General features: G+C 71.3%; 24 protein-coding genes. 13 read left to right on the forward strand and 11 right to left on the reverse strand.

The window, feature by feature from the left end; translation table 11 throughout:
- Positions 1-135: 135 nt before the first annotated feature.
- The 6 genes from ACSMXO_RS36190 (at position 136) to ACSMXO_RS36215 (ending at position 6,059) form a co-directional block, all read left to right on the forward strand.
- Positions 136-1,005 carry a helix-turn-helix domain-containing protein gene (locus tag ACSMXO_RS36190; RefSeq protein ID WP_455415471.1) on the forward strand — a complete coding sequence of 290 codons (870 nt, stop codon included), beginning with the start codon at positions 136-138 and terminating at the stop codon, positions 1,003-1,005.
- Positions 998-1,198: a DUF397 domain-containing protein gene (locus tag ACSMXO_RS36195; RefSeq protein ID WP_346260477.1), complete on the forward strand. Its 201-nt coding sequence runs from the start codon at positions 998-1,000 to the stop codon at positions 1,196-1,198. Before ACSMXO_RS36190 ends, ACSMXO_RS36195 begins: the two co-directional genes overlap by 8 nt.
- A gap of 317 nt (positions 1,199-1,515) precedes the next feature.
- On the forward strand, positions 1,516-2,610 hold the full coding sequence (locus ACSMXO_RS36200) for a 3-deoxy-7-phosphoheptulonate synthase (protein ID WP_455415472.1): 1,095 nt from the start codon (positions 1,516-1,518) through the stop codon (positions 2,608-2,610).
- Between the two features lie 204 nt (positions 2,611-2,814).
- Positions 2,815-5,262, forward strand: a complete 2,448-nt coding sequence (locus tag ACSMXO_RS36205; RefSeq protein WP_455415473.1) for a penicillin-binding protein — start codon at positions 2,815-2,817, stop codon at positions 5,260-5,262.
- A 330-nt stretch (positions 5,263-5,592) separates the two neighbouring features.
- Entirely contained in the window at positions 5,593-5,823 is a 231-nt protein-coding gene (locus ACSMXO_RS36210; RefSeq protein ID WP_455419393.1) for a hypothetical protein, read from the forward strand.
- Positions 5,824-5,864: 41 nt separating this feature from the next.
- Positions 5,865-6,059, forward strand: a complete 195-nt coding sequence (locus tag ACSMXO_RS36215) for a hypothetical protein (protein ID WP_455415474.1) — start codon at positions 5,865-5,867, stop codon at positions 6,057-6,059.
- Positions 6,060-6,082: 23 nt separating this feature from the next.
- Here the strand turns inward: ACSMXO_RS36215 and ACSMXO_RS36220 are convergent, their stop codons facing one another.
- From ACSMXO_RS36220 to ACSMXO_RS36230, 3 genes are all read right to left on the reverse strand, one after another.
- The gene (locus ACSMXO_RS36220) at positions 6,083-6,601 is read right to left on the reverse strand and encodes a DUF1360 domain-containing protein (protein WP_455415475.1); all 519 of its coding nucleotides are present in this window, start codon (positions 6,599-6,601) and stop codon (positions 6,083-6,085) included.
- Positions 6,602-6,698: 97 nt separating this feature from the next.
- Positions 6,699-7,037: a hypothetical protein gene (locus ACSMXO_RS36225; protein ID WP_346260558.1), complete on the reverse strand. Its 339-nt coding sequence runs from the start codon at positions 7,035-7,037 to the stop codon at positions 6,699-6,701.
- The gene (locus ACSMXO_RS36230) at positions 7,034-7,396 is read right to left on the reverse strand and encodes a DUF6158 family protein (protein WP_318394900.1); all 363 of its coding nucleotides are present in this window, start codon (positions 7,394-7,396) and stop codon (positions 7,034-7,036) included. The genes ACSMXO_RS36225 and ACSMXO_RS36230 overlap by 4 nt, the downstream gene beginning before the upstream one ends.
- Positions 7,397-7,531: 135 nt before the next feature.
- On the opposite strand from ACSMXO_RS36230, the gene ACSMXO_RS36235 reads away from it, so the two are divergent.
- Complete coding sequence (locus ACSMXO_RS36235; protein WP_346260483.1) at positions 7,532-7,954, forward strand: hypothetical protein; 423 nt, start codon at positions 7,532-7,534, stop codon at positions 7,952-7,954.
- 3 nt (positions 7,955-7,957) lie between these two features.
- Complete coding sequence (locus tag ACSMXO_RS36240; protein WP_455415476.1) at positions 7,958-8,269, forward strand: DUF3817 domain-containing protein; 312 nt, start codon at positions 7,958-7,960, stop codon at positions 8,267-8,269.
- A gap of 154 nt (positions 8,270-8,423) precedes the next feature.
- On the opposite strand, the gene ACSMXO_RS36245 is transcribed toward ACSMXO_RS36240, so the two are convergent.
- Entirely contained in the window at positions 8,424-8,609 is a 186-nt protein-coding gene (locus ACSMXO_RS36245) for a DUF397 domain-containing protein (protein ID WP_346260485.1), read from the reverse strand.
- A gap of 310 nt (positions 8,610-8,919) precedes the next feature.
- On the opposite strand from ACSMXO_RS36245, the gene ACSMXO_RS36250 reads away from it, so the two are divergent.
- Complete coding sequence (locus ACSMXO_RS36250; protein WP_346260486.1) at positions 8,920-9,786, forward strand: helix-turn-helix domain-containing protein; 867 nt, start codon at positions 8,920-8,922, stop codon at positions 9,784-9,786.
- Between the two features lie 110 nt (positions 9,787-9,896).
- On the opposite strand, the gene ACSMXO_RS36255 is transcribed toward ACSMXO_RS36250, so the two are convergent.
- Complete coding sequence (locus ACSMXO_RS36255; RefSeq protein WP_455415477.1) at positions 9,897-10,337, reverse strand: DUF6232 family protein; 441 nt, start codon at positions 10,335-10,337, stop codon at positions 9,897-9,899.
- A gap of 740 nt (positions 10,338-11,077) precedes the next feature.
- On the opposite strand from ACSMXO_RS36255, the gene ACSMXO_RS36260 reads away from it, so the two are divergent.
- A complete protein-coding gene (locus tag ACSMXO_RS36260; protein ID WP_455415478.1) occupies positions 11,078-12,040 on the forward strand; it encodes an NlpC/P60 family protein in 963 nt (320 codons plus the stop codon).
- Here ACSMXO_RS36260 and ACSMXO_RS36265 read toward each other — a convergent pair.
- Both ACSMXO_RS36265 and alr read right to left on the reverse strand, forming a co-directional pair.
- On the reverse strand, positions 12,037-13,062 hold the full coding sequence (locus ACSMXO_RS36265) for a D-alanine--D-alanine ligase family protein (protein ID WP_455415479.1): 1,026 nt from the start codon (positions 13,060-13,062) through the stop codon (positions 12,037-12,039). The two genes, ACSMXO_RS36260 and ACSMXO_RS36265, sit on opposite strands and share 4 nt — an antisense overlap.
- A complete protein-coding gene (gene alr, locus ACSMXO_RS36270; RefSeq protein WP_455415480.1) occupies positions 13,055-14,233 on the reverse strand; it encodes an alanine racemase in 1,179 nt (392 codons plus the stop codon). The genes ACSMXO_RS36265 and alr overlap by 8 nt, the downstream gene beginning before the upstream one ends.
- A 121-nt stretch (positions 14,234-14,354) precedes the next feature.
- Between alr and ACSMXO_RS36275 the strand changes: the two genes are divergently transcribed.
- A complete protein-coding gene (locus ACSMXO_RS36275; RefSeq protein WP_455415481.1) occupies positions 14,355-15,065 on the forward strand; it encodes a hypothetical protein in 711 nt (236 codons plus the stop codon).
- A 25-nt stretch (positions 15,066-15,090) separates the two neighbouring features.
- On the opposite strand, the gene ACSMXO_RS36280 is transcribed toward ACSMXO_RS36275, so the two are convergent.
- Genes ACSMXO_RS36280 through ACSMXO_RS36290 form a run of 3 tightly spaced genes read right to left on the reverse strand, consistent with a single transcriptional unit; the run spans position 15,091 to position 17,035 of the window.
- A complete protein-coding gene (locus tag ACSMXO_RS36280) occupies positions 15,091-15,888 on the reverse strand; it encodes an ABC transporter permease (RefSeq protein ID WP_455415482.1) in 798 nt (265 codons plus the stop codon).
- Entirely contained in the window at positions 15,885-16,658 is a 774-nt protein-coding gene (locus tag ACSMXO_RS36285; RefSeq protein ID WP_455415483.1) for an ABC transporter ATP-binding protein, read from the reverse strand. The genes ACSMXO_RS36280 and ACSMXO_RS36285 overlap by 4 nt, the downstream gene beginning before the upstream one ends.
- A complete protein-coding gene (locus ACSMXO_RS36290; RefSeq protein WP_455415484.1) occupies positions 16,655-17,035 on the reverse strand; it encodes a hypothetical protein in 381 nt (126 codons plus the stop codon). Before ACSMXO_RS36290 ends, ACSMXO_RS36285 begins: the two co-directional genes overlap by 4 nt.
- A gap of 247 nt (positions 17,036-17,282) precedes the next feature.
- Here ACSMXO_RS36290 and ACSMXO_RS36295 point away from each other — a divergent pair, with 247 nt between their 5' ends.
- Entirely contained in the window at positions 17,283-17,705 is a 423-nt protein-coding gene (locus ACSMXO_RS36295) for a GntR family transcriptional regulator (protein ID WP_455415485.1), read from the forward strand.
- Complete coding sequence (locus ACSMXO_RS36300) at positions 17,702-18,826, forward strand: DUF1648 domain-containing protein (protein ID WP_455415486.1); 1,125 nt, start codon at positions 17,702-17,704, stop codon at positions 18,824-18,826. Before ACSMXO_RS36295 ends, ACSMXO_RS36300 begins: the two co-directional genes overlap by 4 nt.
- 41 nt (positions 18,827-18,867) lie before the next feature.
- Here ACSMXO_RS36300 and ACSMXO_RS36305 read toward each other — a convergent pair whose 3' ends face one another.
- Entirely contained in the window at positions 18,868-19,074 is a 207-nt protein-coding gene (locus ACSMXO_RS36305; protein WP_318394888.1) for a DUF397 domain-containing protein, read from the reverse strand.
- Positions 19,075-19,088 lie beyond the last annotated feature (14 nt).

Raw genomic sequence — 19,088 nt, forward strand, 5'->3', positions numbered from 1 at the left:
TCGGTGCCCCCACAAGGGACATGCAACGGTCTAAGCTGACGCATCGCTCGCTAGTCGTTCCTTCTTCACAATCCACCGGAAACAGTCCCAGAATCGATCGACTGATTGCTCCAATCTGAGACAGGGGGTCCGGCGATGACGGACGTGGGATCGTCCATACCGCGCAGGCAACTGGGCCGGTTCCTGAGGCAGGCTCGTGAACAGGCCGGGCTGTCCCTGGAGGCCGCCGGCGCCGACCTCGAATGGTCGCGCTCCACGATGTACCGGATCGAGGGCGGCCAGGCCGCCGTCAAGGCTCGCGATGTCGAAGCGATGTGCCGGCTCTACGGCATCTCCGGCGAGATGACCGAGGCGCTGAAGAAGCTCGCCGCCCAGACCAAGGCGAAGGGATGGTGGCACGCCTATGGCGACACCCTGCCGGCCTGGTTCGAACTGTACGTCGGCCTGGAAGCCGCAGCCTCCCGCCTCCGGCACTGGGAACCCGCCGTACTGCCCGGCCTGCTCCAGACCCGTGAGTACGCCGAACACCTGCTGCGGTCGCATCCGGACCTTCCACCGCGCGATGTCGGGCGGCTGGTCGAGGTGAGGATGGAGCGCCAGAAGATCCTGACCCGGAAGAAGCCGGAGCCACCACGCCTGGAGGTCATCGTGGACGAGGGGGTGCTACGCCGAGAGGCTCCAGGCATGGGTCGGCAGCTCGCTCACCTCCACCACCAGGTGACGAACGGAGTGGCGAGCATTCAGGTCGTGCCGCGAACCGCAGCACCGACCTTTGCCCTGACCGGCGGGCAGTTCATCATCCTGGAATTTCCCCCGCTCGGGATCAGGACTCCCGAGCCCACCACGGTCTACAGCGAGCTACTGACCGGCGCCCTCTACCTCGACAAGCCGACAGAGGTTGCGGCGTACGCTAAGGTATGGAGGTCGCTCGAAGAGGTGGCACTCGATCTGTCCCGGTCGACCGACCTGATAGCGATGATCGCCAAGGAGATGCGCGATGAGTGACCAGACCGCTGCCGAATGGCGCAAGTCCAGCCGCAGCAACGGGTCGGGTGGCGCGTGCGTGGAGGTCGCCGACAACCTGTCCGGCGTAGTCCTCGTCCGTGACACCAAGGACCGCGAAGGCGGCACGCTGACGTTCGCTCCCGCCCCCTGGCGAGCCTTCGTCGACTTCGCGAAGCAGGCACCGACCGCCTGACTCCGGCAGGCCCTCACTGACCGTCTTGCCCCTGCCTGTCCGCTTCAGCACGCCACCCGGTAATTCCGCGCGTACCAGGAGTTGGACACCCGGTCCGGCGCGGACCGTCGTCGGGTATGGTTCTCTCCGTGGCGCGTTCCTATCGATGGTTTAGTCAGCCGGCTCCGGAGCCGGTGACTCAGCCATGACCTGACGTCACCATCCAGCAAGAGCCGGCTGAAGCAGGGACATCGTCCCTGCTTTTTTCGTGGAAACAGCCGGCTCGGCTCCCGGGCGCCGGCCCCGGGGTGGCGGTCGGCAGAGAGGGAGCCTCGACGATGACCACCACTGGGATGGGTCGGGTCAGCGACCAGCGCATCGACCGGATCGTGCCGCTGACCACCCCGGCGCTGCTGCACCACGAACTGCCCCTGGACGAGCCGTTGGCCAGCGCCGTACTCGACGGCCGACGATCGGTCGCCCGGGTGCTCGACCGGGAGGACGATCGGCTACTGGTCGTCGTCGGCCCGTGCTCGGTGCACGATCCCGCGGCGGCCCTGGACTACGCGCAACGGCTACGGGTGGCGGCGGCCGAGCACGCCGACGACCTGCTGGTGGTGATGCGGGTCTACTTCGAGAAACCCCGCTCCACCGTCGGCTGGAAGGGCCTGATCAACGACCCCGGGCTGGACGGTTCCGGCGACGTGAACGCCGGGCTGCGGGCCGCCCGCGCGCTGCTGCTGGACGTACTCCGGCTGGGGCTGCCGGTCGGCTGCGAGTTCCTGGACCCGATCACTCCGCAGTACATCGCCGACACGGTGGCCTGGGGCGCCATCGGAGCCCGTACGGTCGAGAGCCAGGTGCACCGCCAGCTCTCGTCCGGCCTCTCCATGCCGATCGGGATGAAGAACCGCCCGGACGGCAGCGTCGGTACGGCGGTCGACGCGATCCGGGCCGCCGGGGTGCCGCACGTCTTCCCCGGCATCGACGTCTCCGGGGCCCCGGCGATCATGCACACCCGGGGGAACGCGGACTGCCACCTGGTGCTGCGCGGCGGCCGGGGCGAGCCCAACTACGACGCCGAGTCGGTGGCGGCGTCGCTCTCGCTGCTCCGGGCGGCCGGGCTGCCCGAGCGGCTGGTGATCGACGCGAGCCACGACAACAGCGGCAAGGACCACCGCCGGCAGCCGGTGGTCGCCGCCGACGTGGCCCGGCAGATGGCCGACGGCGAGCGCGGCATCGTCGGGGTGATGCTGGAGTCGTTCCTGGTACCCGGCCGGCAGGACCTGGACCCGACCCGGCCACTGGAGTACGGGCAGTCGATCACCGACGCCTGCCTCGGCTGGCCGGAGACCGAGGAGGTGCTGGCGGAGCTGGCGGCGGCGGTCCGGGCCCGGCGGGTGGCGGCACCGGCGGGTACCACGCTGGGCTGACCTGTCCGGATCGGCGGCGGCCGGTCGGGGCCGCCGCCGAGACTGGCGGGTGTGACGTAGCAGTCAGTTGGGAGATCCACCGCGACGCAACCGTGCGGTTCGGTGCGGCGTCTGGATCAATAGGGCGAAAAGCGCGCGTACGGTTGTGCTCGCGCCGGCCGCCCGCCCGCGACCTGCCCGCCAGACCCAGAGGTTCACGCGATCATGCCGAAACTCCGCCGACGTAGCCTGACGAAGGCTGCCACGCTGCTCATCTGTGCCCTGCTCGCCGGGGTGGTGGTCGCCGGTGCGGCGTTCCCGGCGGTGGCCATGTCCGGGCTCGCGGCGAAGGCCGGCGCCGACTCGTTCCAGGACCTGCCCACCGAGCTGACCGTGCCGCAGGTGCCGGAGGCGAGCCAGGTCTTCGCCGCCGACAACAAGACGCTGATGGCGACCTTCTACGACGAGAACCGCCAGGACGTCCCGTTGGCCGAGATCTCCCCGGCGATGCGGGACGCGATGATCGCCGCCGAGGACCACGCGTTCTACCGGCACAACGGGGTCGACGTGAAGGGCTTCATGCGGGCCCTGATCTCGAACTTCACCGGCAACTCCCGGCAGGGCGCCTCGACGCTGACCATGCAGCTCGTCCGGATGTCGATCACCTACGGTGCGACCGACCCGAACGACGTGGTGGCGGCCAGCGAGGACACCAACGTCCGGAAGGTACGCGAGATGCGCCAGGCGGCGGCGCTGGAGAACAAGCTGACCAAGGACCAGATCCTGGAGCGCTACCTGAACATGGCGCCGTTCGGCCACGGGACGTACGGGGTGGCGGCGGCGAGCCGGTTCTACTTCGGCAAGGAGCCGAAGAACCTGACCGTGCCGGAGGCGGCGATGATCGCCGGCCTGGTCAAGTCGCCGAGCTACTACGACGCGCTGGACAGCGCGGGGCCCGGCCACGACCGGACGGTGGACCGCCGCGACTGGGTGATCGGGCAGATGAAGGAGATCGGCGCGATCACCGAGCAGGAGAAGGCGGCGGCGCTGGCCACCCCGCTCAAGGTCAAGGGGCAGCGGCCGGCCAACGGCTGCACCAGCTCGGTACACAACGACTGGGGCTTCTTCTGCGACTCTTTCTACCGGTGGTGGATGGATCAGGAGGCGTTCGGCCGCACCTCGTACGACCGGGAGCGGCGGCTCAAGGGCGGCGGTTACCGGATCGTCACCACCCTCGACCCGGCCGTGCAGAAGGCCGCCTACGCCAACGTGCAGCAGTACCTGCCCACGGGACGGAAGGACGCCCTGATGGTGGCGGCCGTCGAGCCGGGCACCGGCCGGGTGCGCGCGCTGGCCACCAACCGGACGTTCGGGCTGGACGACCCGGCGAAGCCGAAGAACCCGGTCTCCAGCAACCCGAAGCAGGCGGACGCCGGGATGCGGGCCACCTATCCGCGTACCACCAACCCGCTGCTGACCGGTGGCGGTGACGTCGCCGGGTACCAGGCCGGATCGACGTTCAAGATGTTCACCATGGTGGCCGCGCTGGAGCAGGGCTACCCGCTCAGCCACACCTACAACGCGCCGCAGCGCTACCCGTCGAAGTACTCCGCGGAGCGCGGCACCGACTCGGCCTGCGCCGGCACCGAGCGGTGGTGCCCGGGCAACGACAACGAGAGCATGGCCGGCATGCACGACATGTGGAGCGCGTTCGGCCGCTCCGTCAACACCTACTTCGTACCGCTGGAGGAGCGGGTCGGGGCGGCCAAGGTCGTCGACGCGGCGCAGCGGATGGGGATCCGGTTCCGGCAGCCGGGCGAGGCGGCGGTGGCCAACGACCCGGCCCAGGCCGACGGCTGGGGATCGTTCACCCTCGGTGTCTCGGCGACCACCCCGCTGGACCTGGCCAACTCGTACGCCACGCTGGCCGCCGACGGCAAGCACTGTGAGCCGATCCCGGTGCAGGAGGTCAAGGACCGCGCCGGCAAGGCGCTCGACATCGCCTCGCCGCGCTGTGACCAGGCGGTGGACCCCGGGGTGGCCCGGGCGGCCATCGACGCGGCGCGGTGCCCGGTCGGCGACCAGTCCGCGTACGGCAGGTGCCGTGGCGCGACGGAGGCGGACGCGTACCGGGTGGTGGACCACCCGGTGGCGGGCAAGACCGGTACCACGGACAGCGAGCGGACCGCGTCGCTGGTGACCATGACCACGACGCTCTCGGTAGCCGGCATCATGGCCAACCCGGACTGGCCGGAGACCACCACCAACATGGACCACGACATCGTGAACCCGGCCGTCTACGAGACGCTGGCCGACGCGATGAAGGGGAAGCCGAAGAAGGACTTCCCCAAGCCGGACGAGAAGCTGGTGTACGGAGACCAGAAGTCGGTGCCGTCGGTCACCTGCCGCTCGGTCGACGACGCCACCGCCGCGCTGCGCGACGCCGGCTTCACGGTGGAGGTCGACCCGAACCGGGTGGCCTCGAACTGCCCGGACGGTACGGTCGCCGGCACCGATCCGGACGGCCGGACCGTCTCCGGCGGTGTGGTGGTGCTCCGGGTCAGCAACGGCCAGTCCTCGGCGAACGGTCCCGGCCGGGGCGGTCCCGGCGGTGGTCAGACCTCGACCGAGAGCGGTCCCTCCGGGGGCGTCCCGGGCGGCCGGCGCGGCTGACATCGGCGGCGGGCGAAATGGATACGCCGCCCATGGCGAGGCCATGGGCGGCGCGGGTGTCGGTGTGCAGGTCGCCTCTCGGCGAGTGGCACGACGCGGCTCCAGCCGGACGGTATTCCGCGAAGGCAATTAGGTGAGGCCCGGGGACACTGGACACACCGACAGTCGTAGTCAACCTCGGATCCGGGTCCGGTGTTCCGTCCTTTGCCGTGACGCACATCACCCGGCTGTCCCGAGCACGGGTCACCGCCCCGCAGCGGTCGGGGGCGTGCGGCGAATCGGACGGCCGGCCGCCATCCGGGCGGGTTTGGCCGATTCGGCACCGGGTAGCTGATCTCCGTGACCGACCAACCGACCCGGGACGACTCGGCCAGTCCGGAACTCGACGCACTGCTCGACGACCTGTACGCCGGTCAGGAGCGGCTCACCCAGTCGGAGATCCAGCGACGGGCGGTCGCCGCCGAGGTGTCTGCCGAACTGCTGACCAGAATCACCGCGCTCCCCCAGGGCGAGTACGCGGTCGACGAGGTCGCCGACCTGCTCGGCGGTACGGCCGGCTGATCCCCGGACGGCTGATCCCCGGACGGCGAGGAGAGAAAATCATGACCGAAGATGACCGGCCGCGGCGGGCCCGCCTGGCTCCGCTCGGCCAGGCACCCGGCGACACCGAGCCGCGGGACGACCCCGACTTCACCGCCGAGCATGACAAGACGGCGGTGGACGAGGAGATCATCACCGGTACCGACACCGAACGGGAGCCGGAGTCGCCCCGGGGCTGGTCCGGCATGCAGCGCTGAGCCTGGGTGGAGGCGCACGCAGCTTACGGCCGGGAGGCAACGCGCTGCGCGACGGCGTAGCCCATCTGGAGGAAGTCGGAGGCGGCGACGGCGGTGAGGGCCGTCGCCACCAGTCGGGTCAGCCGGGGTGCGAGCACCAGGCCGCCGGTCAGCCCGGTGGCGACCCAGACAGCCAGGCAGAACGGGCAACTGAGCAGTTCGCCGACGGCGTGCTTGGTCGAACTGCCCTGGTCGCGTACCTGCTCCATCACTTCGCCGCTGCCGATCGGCCGGTCGTACCGGGTGAACGGCGCGCGCAGCGGGCTGGTCACGGCGTCCTTGGAGAGCAGCCGGCTGAGCTTGTGGGTGGCCACCGACAGCAGTACGACGTCGAAGGTGCTCGGCCGGTCCGGAGCCCGCCGCCCGGTCGTCTTCGCCGCGGCGGCCAGCGCCAGCGCCGCCCCGGCGTAGGTACCCATCGCCGCCAGGTAGCCGCCGAGCGGCCGGTGCTCGTCGGGCGCGTACGCCTGCCGGAGTCGGGCCACCCTGTTCCGTACGTTCATCCCGCCTCGTTCCGCATTCCGCATGCCGTCCGCTGCCGCCGCCGCATGCCGTCCGCTGCCGCCGCCGCATGCCGTCCGTCCCGGGGCACCGGCACGCTCACCCCGGGGTGAGGTTGTCGTCGACCTCCCGGGCCAGGCTGGCCAGTGACTGGTCTGCGATCTCGTGCAGCCGCCGCTCCGGCGGATCGGCCTCCAGTTCGAGTCGTACGGTGGCTCCACCGGCGTCGACCGGTGACACCTGCAACTGGGCCGACCAGTCGGGGGGCCCGGCGCTGCGCCACCGGGCCCGCAGGTCGGCGGCGGTCAGTTCCGCTCCCGGCACGCCGCCGGCGCGCAGCGGGGCGGGCAGCCAGGCCGCGACCCGGTCCGGGTCGGTGGCGGTGCTGAACACCACCTCCGGTGGGGCGGAGATGCCCCGCTCGGCACGGGCCGTCACCACGCGCCGTCCCGTAGGCGGCTCGGGTCGACCTCCCGGCCCGGATGCCGGGTCAGGTACTCGGTCTCCAGTTCGGCGGTCCGCCGCAGGTGGTTGCCGAGCGCGGTGTCGGCGGCGTGCCGGAGCGTGTCCAGCCTGGTCCGGTGCAGGCTGTGCATCTCCCGGAACAGGTCCTCGTCGCTCAGCTCGACCGGGTCGATGCCGAGGACCTCCTCCTCGGCGGCCACGAAGTCGCTGGCCGTGCCGCCGCGCCGGACCGGGTCACCGTCCCACTGGCCGACCCGCTGTTCGGGGCTGGCGTCGATCGGCGACCCGACGTCGGCCGGGGAGAACTCGTCGTGGCGTACTGATTCGGACATCGTCGCCCCCGATAACTCGTTTGGGTGGACGACTAGACGGTTGCCCAAACCGGGTAGTGCCAAACCCCGACCGGGCGGACGACACTACGACGCCGCGTCGGAGACGGGACCGACCCGCCCGGTACGCTCGTGGGCATGAAACGGCTGTGCACACCGGCGTGGATCGTGCGTCACGTGCTCACCGTCGCGCTGGTCGTCGGCTTCCTGGCCCTCGGCTGGTGGCAGATCAGCCGGGCCCTGGGGGGCAACACCCTGAGCTGGGCGTACGCCTTCGAGTGGCCGATCTTCGCCGGGTTCGTCGTCTTCCTCTGGGTGCGTGAGGCGCGCTACACGCTGCGCGGTGGCCGGCCACCGGCCGCCGAGCCAGCCGCTCCGCCGGCCCGGGCGACCACTTCGGGGGTACGCCGACCGGTGCGCACGACCCGGCCACGGCTGGCCGCCGAGGGCCCGGAGGACCCGGCTCTGACCGAATACAACCACTACCTCGGGTGGCTGAACGCCAATCCGGGCGCTCGCCCCGCCGACTATCCCGGCCTGGGCCGGCAGCAGGAAGGATGAACCGTGGGCGCAGCCCTGACCCGCTACCGTGTGGTCGCTTACGTGGTCGGCGTCGTGTTGATCGCGCTCGTCGTGGTGGGCATGCCGCTCAAGTACATCTGGGGCGACCCCGTGGTCGTCGAGACGGTCGGCCCGGCGCACGGCTTCCTCTACATGGTGTACCTGCTGGCCACCTTCGACCTGGGGCGCCGGGCGCGCTGGCCACTGACCCGGATGGTGCTGGTCATGCTCGCCGGGACGATCCCGTTCGTCTCGTTCTTCGCCGAGCGGGCGGTCACCCGGCAGGTGCGCCAGCCGGAGCCGGTGGCCGGCTGAACCGCCGCGCCGGGGCGGCCGCCGACCGCGAGCCGCCCCGTTCCACCAAAGAGGTCATTCATTTGAATGTCTCGCGATACGCGAGGTCACGCACCATGCTCAGTGGCGCCCGATAGGCCGGAACGTGAATGAATCACGCCGCCGGGGTCGGATTTCACGCGTTGCGGAGCCCGTCCACGAATGCCCGCCAGGCACCCGCACCGAACAGCAGCGACTGCTCCGGATCGACCGAGTCGCGGACGGCGGCACCGCCCCCGACCTGAGCCACCTCGACACAATGCTGCGATTCGCATCGGGTGCTCTTCCGCCAGTCGAGCTCGGCGGAACCAGTCTGTGACATGCGCCCTCCCCGGCACCTAATAGCGTTGCGGCAGGTGCCGCGACAGGGAGAGAGGCTACCCTCACGACCGCATTCCGCACAGCCCGCAATATCCCGATTATGATGTACCCGTAGACAATGGACACAACCGGTGATGGCGTCGTCGCGGCAAGCAGGGATGCTGGTGGAACGCAGCGGGCCCGTGTAGCCTGCACAAAAGTCTGGCGATCTGGCAGGTAGCCGGTAGCCAGGTGGCAGGTTGCCGGGATCAGAATGAGCCGAATTGACCCTCGCTCGGCCGCCGGGGCGCCGTTTGAAGGGAGCGTTCCCGATGACTACGGCGTACGGCCCGACCGTGGGTCGCCGCAAGCTCCGCTCGGCGATCCGGCGGGCCCGCGAGGCCGCCGGGTTCACCCAGGAGCAGGCGGCCGTCGCGATGGACTGGTCGCTCTCCAAGCTGATCCGAATAGAGGCGGGATACGTCTCGATTTCCACCAACGACGTCAAGGCGTTACTCAATTACTATCAGGTGCGCGATCCGGAACAGGTCGCCGAACTGGTGCAACTGGCCCGGGTGTCCCGGCAGCGCACCTGGTGGTCGCAATATCGTGACGCACTGCGTCCGGCCTATTATTCGTATATCGGGCTGGAGGCGGAGTCCTCGGAACTCTATTTCTACCAGTCCGTCGGCATGCCCGGACTACTCCAGACAGAGGCGTACGCGCAGGCGGTTCTGAAGACGGCAATTCCCAAACTGGACGATCCCGAGGAGGCACAGGCTTCCATCACGTTGCGGTTGCGCCGCCAGCAGGAAATGCTCGGCCGGGCCGATCCGCCGAACATTGTCGTGGTATTCGACGAGGCGGCACTGCACCGGCAGACCGGCGGTCCGGCCGTCATCCGGGAGCAGCTCCTGCATCTGGTCGGCCTCGCCGACTCCGGCCGGATCACCGTCCAGGTGCTGCCGTTCACCTCCACCGTCTACACCCCGCTCGGGCAGTTCGTGATCATACGCTTCGCCGCCGGGGAGGACGCCGACGTCGTCTATCTGGAGAGCACCGGCCTGGAGGACGTACTCGACGACCCCGAGGCGGTGACCGCGCACCTGCGGACCTTCACCGGACTCCGCGAAGCGGCCCTGACCCCGGCCGACTCGCTGCGCCGGATCTCGGAGATCGCCGCCGGCCTGACCGGCTGACGTGTGGCCCTCCGCCGTGCGCACCGGTCCGGATCGGCCGGTCGTCGCCCAGCCCCGGGCGGCACCGCCGGACCGGCGAAGGTCCGGCGGGCACGCCACGGACGCACTCCCTAGGGCATCGGCTCGTACGGGGTGTCCGAGGCTGGCGGGAATGCCAGCCCGCCCAGCCGGGCGGCTTCCCGGGCCCGGATCAGCGCCCGGGTCACCTGACCGAACTGCCGCTCGTGGTCGGAGCTGAACAGCAGCACCGTCTCCCCCTTGTACCGCCCCCACAGCTCGTACGCCGGCGGCCGCCACCGGTGGCCCACCAGGGCGAGCCCGACCGGCACGAAGGCCGCGAGCCCGAGCCCGGCGTACGTGGTGGCGGGGAGGCGGTAGAGGTCACCGGTGTAGCCCAGCGCGACTCCGATGCCGACGAGTACCGCGGCAGTGACCATCACCGCTCGCAGCGTCAGCCGGTCGTGCGGCCCACGGGCGGTCTGCAGGTGGGTGAGTTCGGAGATCGAGAACTTGCGGCCGGCGACGATGAATGCCTCGTTGGTGATCCGCACGCCGGGTGCCCGGTAGAGGTCGACCGGACGGGGGCGGGCCAGTCCAGATACCTCGAATGACGCGTCTGGCAGGTGGACGGGAGGGCGAGTAGGCTCCATTCTTGCCTCCAACGGCTCCTGAGGCGGGCTGGTGTGGACGGTTCGTAGAGATCGGCATCTGGTGGCAGCCGGATGCCGATCGTCTTGCAAGCGATCTGGGGCGCACGCGAGGCCCGGGAACTATGGCTGGTTCATTGCACGCGACCTCGCCCCCCTGCTGGCGACTACGCCGGGTACTGCTGCGCCGGGCCCCCGGGGAGCCTGTCGGCTCCCTGCATTCATTGTGCGAAGGGCACACCAGCAAGTGGAAGGGACGCAGACAGCCACCTGGCTGATTTCCAGGCGGCAGCCGGGCCACTCGTCGCGCTCTGCCCGATTGCATGGTGGTTTGCCCATACTCAGCCAGAGCCGCTATCCGCCAAGACCGACCTATCGGGCGAAGGATCAGGGAGTGGCTGGGCAACACCTCCGCGGCCAGCCAATATCACTACCGGAACGCAGGCCAGTACGATTCGTGATCACGACATTCGGGTTATCGCTCGCCACTGCCGCATCTCACCCGCCGGCCACTGTCGGTAATCCCGGGCCCGGGCTACGTTGAACCGGCTGGCCCGGTCGTCAGTCATCCTCCGGGTGGCGCCGGTCCGGTGCCGCCGCAGGCAGCACTCGCGGTGGCGCAAGGAAGAAGGGTTCTGCACACGTTGTCTTCGGTGCGGATCCTGCTGCGTACCCTCGTCGCGGCCGGCCTCTCGGCGGCGCTTCTCGCCCCGATGTCGGCGGCCCGGGCCGAACCCTCGGCCAGCGAGCTCACGCAGCGGATCAACAAGGCCTCCGCCGAACTGGAGAAGGTCGTCGAGTCGTACAACAAGCTCAACGAGGAGATCAAGGAGAGCAAGGCCGCCGCGGCCACGCTCAGCGCCCGGATCGGACCGCTGCAACAGCAGGCGGACCAGAGCCGGGCCGAGGTGGCCGAGCTCGCCACCCGGGCGTACAAGCTCGGCGGCTTGAGCACGGCGAGCGCGCTGCTGAACCGGGGCGACGCCAGCACCCTGGTGGGCCGGCTCGGTGCGCTGGAGCAGTTGGCCCGGGACCGGGACCGGCAGATCGCCGGGTTCGACGCGACCCAGCGCCAGTACGCCGAGGAGAAGGCCCGGCTCGACGCCACGCTGGCCCGGCAGACCGCGCAGGCGAAGCAGCTGGCCGCCGGCAAGAAGCGGATCGAGGGCGAGCTGGCCAAGCTCTACGAGATGCGCCGCGAGGCGTACGGGTCGGCGACCTCGTCCGGCAGCAAGTACACCGGCAGCGTCCCGGCGGTCTCCGGCAAGGCGGGTGTCGCCGTCCGGTACGCCTACGACGCGATCGGCACGCCGTACGTCTGGGCGGCCGAGGGCCCGAACGGCTACGACTGCTCCGGGCTGACCCTGGCCGCCTGGCGGGCCGCCGGCAAGTCACTGCCGCACAACGCCGCGATGCAGTGGGACAAGGTGGCACACATCAGCCGTGGTGAGCTGAAACCCGGTGATCTCGTCTTCTACAGTGGACTCGGCCATGTGGCGCTCTTCGTGGGCAGCGGCAAGGTGATCCACGCACCGCAGGCGGGCGAGACCGTCAAGCTCGCCAGCGTCGACATGATGAGCCCGTACGGCTACGGACGCGTCCGCTAGTCAGACCGGGTCGCTCGCGCGCCGGACCGGTCGGTCCGGCGCGCGAGCGCGTTCTGGACCAGCACGTCCAGCAGCTCCGGATAGTCCAGCCCGGCAACCTGCCAGATCCGGGGATACTGCGAGACCGGGGTGAAGCCGGGGAACGTGTTGACCTCGTTCAGCACCGGTGCCACCCCGGCGCGGAGGAAGAAGTCGATCCGGGCCAGCCCGGCGCAGCCGAGCGCCCGGAACGCGCGTACCGCGAGGTCGGAGAGTTCGGCCGTGACCGCGGCGTCCAGCCGGGCCGGAATCTCGAAGACCGTCCCCGGGTCGTCGTACTTGGCGTCGTAGTCGAAGAACGACCGGTCGCCGGCGACCCGGATCTCCAGCGGCGGACCGACCTCGAGCCGGCCGTCGGGACGTTCGAGTACCGCCAGGTCGATCTCGCGCCCGGGGACCGCCGCCTCGATCAGCACCTTCGGGTCGCTGGACCGGGCCCACTCCAGGGCCGCCGGCAGCTCCGCCCAGTCGGTCACCCGGGTCACGCCGAGGCTGGAGCCGGCCCGGGCGGGCTTGACGAAGACCGGCAGGCCGAGCCGGCGCAGTTCCGCCGCCGGCGGCACCCCGTCCGGGTCGGTCGGCCGGGACACCACCGCGTCGGCGACCGGGATCCCCTCGGCGGCGAGCAGCTTCTTGGTGAACTCCTTGTCCATCCCGGCGGCGCTGGCCAGTACGCCGTTGCCGACGTACGGCACGCCGGTCAGCTCCAGCACCGACTGGAGGGTGCCGTCCTCGCCGTACGGGCCGTGCAGGGCCGGGAAGATCACGTCGACCGTACGCAGCCGGTCGACCGCCTCGAAGACGCTGACCGGCGCTCCGGTGCCGAAGACCCACTGCCCGGTCCGGGTGATCAACACCGGTTCCGGCCGGTAGCGCGCCGGGTCCAGGTTCTCCAGTACGCTCGCCGCCGACTGGCGGGAGACCCGGTGTTCCCCGCTGCGCCCGCCGTAGAGCACCGCGATCCTGATCGTCGACTCAGACATTGACCCGCTCCCGTCCGCTGTGCCGCTCGGCCCGCACCGGCAGGTAGCGCCGGCCGACCCGGGACCCGATGCCGGTGAAGATCTCGTGCGGGTTGGTACCGGCCCAACCGGCCCACTCGACGACGGTCGGCTCGCCCTGCTCACCGGGCCCGAAGATCAGCACCTCGTCGCCGGTACGCACCGGCAGGTCCCCGACGTCGACGACGATCTGGTCCATGGTCACCCGACCGGCGACCCGACACCGCCGGCCCGCTATCCAGACCTGGGCCGCTCCGGCGGCGGCCCGGGGAATCCCGTCCGCGTAGCCGACCGGCACCAGCGCCAGGGTCGTCGGGGCGGCCGTGACGTAGTCGTGCCCGTAGGAGATGCCGGTGCCCGCCGCGACCCGCCTGGTCAGGATGACCCGGGACCGCAGGGTCATCGCCGGGCGCAGTCCGACGGGCAGCCCCGGCAGCGGCTCCACGCCGTAGACCGCGATGCCGGCCCGGACCAGGTCGAAGTGCGTCTCCGGCTGGCCGACCAGGGCGGCCGAGTTCGCCAGGTGCACCAGCTCGGGTGCGAGCCCGGCGCCCCGGGCCAGTGCCAGGGCGCGGCCGAACCGCCGTAGCTGCGCGGTGTCCCTGGGGTCGGCCGGAAACTCCCCGCCGGCCAGATGGGACCAGAGCCCACGAACCCGGATCCGCCCGACGCTCTCGAAGCCGCGCGCCAGGCGTACCAGCTCGGGCCATTCCTCGTCGCTCGCACCGTTGCGGGAGAGCCCGGTGTCGACCTTGAGGTGCACCTCGGCCCGTACGCCGGTCTGGCCCGCCCCGGCGGCGATCCCGCGCAGGTGTGCCACCGAGGGCACCGACAGGTCGATCCGGGCCGCGACGACCGGGGCGAAGTCCTCGTCCTCGGCGTGCAGCCAGCACAGCACCGGCGCGTCGACGCGGCCGGCCCGCAGGGTCAGCGCCTCGGCCCGGGAGGTCACGCCCAGCCACCGCGCGCCGGCCGCCAGCACCGTCCGGGCCACCGGCAGGGCGCCATGCCCGAACCCGTCCGCCTTGACCACCGCGAGCAGCTCCGCGCCGGTCCGTCCGGCCAGGGTACGGACGTTGTGCGCGATCGCGTCGAGGTCGACCACCGCCTCCGCGAGTGGGGCCAGGCCACCCGCTCCGCCGAGTTTGATCACGTTGTGTGAGACTAGAAGGAGGCTGTGCGGTTCTTGTGAAGGCGGAGTGCGGGAACGGTTCGGCCTCCCGGGAGCGGTGCCCGAACCGGCACCGCACCCGGTCAGGCGCTAACCTGCCGGGATGACCCCGTCGGAGGCCAGCACACTCGCCGCTGCGGTGCTCGACCGCCTCGCCCCGCACCTGCCCGAGGTCGCCGCGGCCGGTGACCCGGGCCCGGCGGGACCGGGCCGTCGACTCTACGACCTGGTGGCGGAGCGGCTGCGTACCCTCGACGAGGTGGAGGCGCTGGCCGACCTGGTCCGGGAACCCCGGAACAACTCACTGGTCAAGCGCCTGCTGAGCACCGCCGCCGCCGAGGATCCCGGGTACGCCGCCGAGCTGGCCGCCGCCGTCGAGGCCCTGCCGGCCGAGGCCGGTACGCCGGTCCCGGCGAATCGGACGGCCGCCGGCGCGGCGACGCGGCCGGAGACCGGGGCGCCGGTCGGGGCGGCGGCTGACGCCGTACCCGGATCGGCCGGTGGTCGACGGCCGCGCCGCTACGGTCCGTGGATCGCCCTCGGCGCGGTCGTGCTGTTGCTGGTGGTCGGCGGCCTGGTCGTCCGCGCGGTGCTCGACGGGCTCACCGACGCCGGTGGGCTGACCGCCGACTCGACCTGCCGGGAATACCAGCAGGCGCCACCCGAGGAGCGGGTCGCCGCGATCCGCCAGATCGGGCTGGCCAAGGGCATTTCCGGAGTGGACAGTCCGCTGGTGATGACGGCGGTGGACCAGCTCTGCGACGCCTCACCGTCGGCACGGATCGGCGACCTGGTCGCCCGCTTCGACGGCTGAGTCCCTCGCCGGCCGTTGGCCCGGCTCAGGTGACGTCCCGCCGCAGGGGTACGGCGACGGCGAGCACCGCGGCCACCGCCGCGTAGCCGGCGAGCAGCAGCCCGCCGCCCAGCGGTGACATGAGCTGGACCGGTGCGAGGCCGAGCCCTTCGGCCGCTGCGTCGACGACGTGGCTGAACCCGGTGAGCGAGGCGGTCGCCCCGGCCGGCAGGTACGGGTACAGTCGGCTCACCCCGGGGACGATCACGAGCAGGGGTTCGAGCAGGTAGAAGTAGCCGACGACCACGGCGAGGGCCGCTACCTGGTTGCCCACCAGCGCGCCGATCCCGACTCCCAGCAGCGTGTACACCGCCATCGAGACGGCCAGCCGGGCGAACAGCTCCAGGATCGACCCGGTGGAGAGTCCTGGTGTGACGCCCTGGGCCGCCGCAGCGGCGAAGAACACCGCCGCGCCGGAGCCGGTGAGCACCAGCCCGTACGCCAGCCCGGCGACGCCGTACGCGACCAGCTTCGCCATCAGCACCTGCCAGCGCCGGGGCGCGAACAGAAAGGTGAAGTCAACGGTCCGGTGCCGGTACTCCGCGCTGACCGCCCACGTGCCCAGTACCGCCGGAACGAACATGGTGTAGCCGACCATGCCGAGGACGGTCCGTACCCCGGTGTCGGTGTCGAGCCCCGGCATCGGCGGGTCGAAGTTCTCCGGCCCGAGCAGGGTCAGCAGGCCGATCAGACCGGCGCCGCAGAGCAGGGCGATCAGCAGCGCCACCAGCCAGAGCCGGGTGGCCAGCAGGCGGCGGAACTCGGCCCGGACCAGGCGGTTCATCGGACCCCCTCCACATCCTCGGCACGGTCACCGGTCCTGGCGCCGTCGGCGTCCGGCGCGGTCGAGGTGAGCCGGAGGAAGAGTTGTTCGAGGCTTCCCGACGCGCCGACGAGGTCGACGAGCGGGCCGGCCGCCACCTGCCGTCCGCCACGGATCACCACGACCTCGTCCACCATCTGCTGGACCTCGCTCAGTACGTGGCTGGAGATCAGCACGGTCCGGCCCTGCCGGGCCAGCTCGCGCAGGAAGTCCCGCAGCCAGGCGATGCCCTCCGGGTCGAGCCCGTTGCCCGGCTCGTCGAGCAGCAGCACCGGCGGATCGCCGAGCAGTGCGGTGGCGAGGTTCAGCCGCTGCCGCATGCCGGTCGAGAAGGTCCGGGTCCGCCGGTGGGCCGCCTCGGCCAGCCCGAGCAGCCGCAATAGTTCCTCGACCCGACCGTCCGGGTACCCGCCCATCGCGGCGTACGTCCGCAGGTGGTCCCGGGCGGTGTGTCCGGGGTGGAAGGCCGAGGCGTCGAAGACCGCGCCGACCGTACCGGAGGGCCGCTCCAACTCCCGGTAGCGCCGGCCGCCGATCGTCGCCGTACCGGAGGTCGGCCTGACCAGGCCGAGGATCATCCGCATCGTCGTCGTCTTGCCCGCGCCGTTCGGCCCGAGAAAGCCGGTGATCGCCCCGGGCCGGATGCTGAAACTCAGCTCGCGTACGGCGGTGACCCGGCCGAACCGCTTGGTCAGCCGGGACACCTCGACCGGGACGGCCGCCCGGCTCATGCCCGGTCCAGGGTGCGGGTGATGTGCCGCTGCACGGCGGCGGCGAGCCGGGCCGCGTCCGGGGTGGCGAAGACCACCTCGTCGAGGGCTCCGTCCACCGTGCTCCGATCGAGCCGCAGGTGCAGGCCGGGCATGCCACGGCGGGCGTACACCAACTGGCGCGGGCCGCCGAACAGGCCCCAGACCCCGATCTTGGCAATGCCGGTGACCACCAGCCCTCGGCGGGCGCCGGCGGCCAGCCGGAGCGACCGCTCGACGTACGCCACCCGCCGTACGGACCGCAGTGGCACGGTCCGGGCCCGTCGACCGAGCCAGAGTCGGTCCAGGCCGGTGAACTCGAAGGCCACCGCGTCACCGGAGATCCTCATCGTCGCCATCTGCTCCACCCGCGTTTCCTCGTCGTGGTCGGTCACTTCCGACCGGAGCCCGTCTCCCTCCGCCAGCCGCTGCCGCCGTCGGCGCCGCTTCTGGCCAGGACGACTATCTGTTCTATATGTTGTATAGCAGATCCTCGGGCCGAGGGCGAGTGGCAGCCGAGCGCGACGGCGGGGAGGCCGGGGGGCGGGGGCGGGCGCCGCCGAAGCGCGGCGAGCTTGTCAGGGGGACTTGACTGTTCTATAACTTGTGGAACAGAAGGGCGGCGGCGTGATAATCGAGGTGGACCCGAACAGCGAGGTCCCGATCTACCAGCAGTTGCGTGACCGGGTGGTCGAGGCGATCGCCAGCGGCGCGCTCCGGGAGGGCAGTCCGCTGCCCTCCACCCGGGCCCTGGCCACCGACTTCGGCATCAACTTCCACACCGTCAACAAGGGCTACGACCTGCTGCGCCAGCAGCGCCTGCTGCGGATCAACCGGAAGTCCGGCGCGGTGGTGCTCCGGGACGGCAACTCGGGACCGCCGGCACCGGAGTTCGTCGCCGACTGGACCGCCCGGGCCACCACCCTGTTGGCCGAGGCGACCGCGCACGGCCTGAGCCGGGAAGAGGTGCTCGACATCTGCCGCACCATCCTGACGGCGTTCGGCGAGAGCCAGGAGGAGTCGCGATGATGACGGTCGCCTGGGTCAACATCGCGCTGCTCACCGTCGCCGGTTCCGCCTGGATGATGCCCTCGGTCCAGCGACCGACCCTACCGTTCGGGGTACGGGTGCCCGCCCAGCGGGCCGGCGACGCGGCGATCGCCGGTCAGATCCGCACCTTCCGGAGCAGGGTCGCCGCGAGTGGACTGGTCGGACTGCTGGCCGGCGTCGCCCTCACGCTGACCGTGGCCGGCGACGGCGACGACGACACCGTGGCGCTGGTCGGCCTGGCCCCGATGGTGGCACTGATGCTGCTGGTCGCGCTCTTCTATCTGCTGGCCCGCCGGGCGATCCAGCGGGTCAAGGCCGAGGACGGCTGGTACACCGGCGTCACTCAGCGGATCACGGTGGACACGTCGCTGCGTACCGGGCCGGAGCGGCTGCCCTGGCCGTGGATGCTGCCCGCGCTGCTGGTCCCGCTGGTCACGCTCGCCGCCGGGATCGCCGGCTACCCGGAGATGCCGGAACGGGTGCCGACCCGCACCAACGGTTCCACCGTGGTGGCCTGGCAGGCGAAGTCGCCGTGGGTGGTCGGCGTACCGGTGGCGATCGAACTGGCCAGCACGGTCCTGCTGATCGCCCTGCTCGCCTGGTCGTACCGGAGCCGGGCCGATCTGGAGCCCTCCGCTCCGAAGCGCTCGGCCAGCCAGCACCGGCTCTTCCTCCGGCGCATCTCCCGGGCCCTGCTGGTGCTCGCCACCTGCGGAAACCTCACCATCCTCTGCGCCGTCCTGCCGATGTGGCAGGGACGGGCACCCGGGCCGCTGGCCACCGTCGCGATGCTGCTCTCCGCCCTGCTCGGCACCGTCTACGTGATCGTCGTGGCGGTACGCGCCGGCCAGGGCGGCAGCCGGATCGCCACCGTCCCGGCCCCGCCGGCCGAACGCCCCGACGTCGCGCACCCCGACGACGACCGGCACTGGCGGCTGGCCGGCCTCTGCTACGTCAACCGCGACGATCCGGCGCTCCTGGTGCAGAAGCGGATCGGCGTGGGCTGGACCCTCAACTTCGGCAACCCCCGGAGCGTGCTGCTGCTGGCCGCCGTCGTGGCGGCGCTGCTGGCCGGCATCCTGGTGCCCGGGCTGGTATGAGGAATGGGCCGCCGGGTGATCCGCGGCCAGGGATCACCGGGTCAGCCGGGGACCCGGCCGTCGGAGCCGAGGACGGTGAGGAAGGCCACCCAGGCGGTCGGCACGAACCGGAGTACCGGGCCGGCCGTGTCCTTGGAGTCACGTACGGCGACGCCGGCGGCGAGCCGGGCCACCTCGACACAGTTGCCGCCCTCACCGCCAGATCGGCTGCTCTTTTGCCAGGTCAGCATGCTTTCGTCCGGCCGCATCCCGTCCGGTCCTC

The sequence above is a fragment of the Plantactinospora sp. DSM 117369 genome (genome assembly GCF_053764795.1).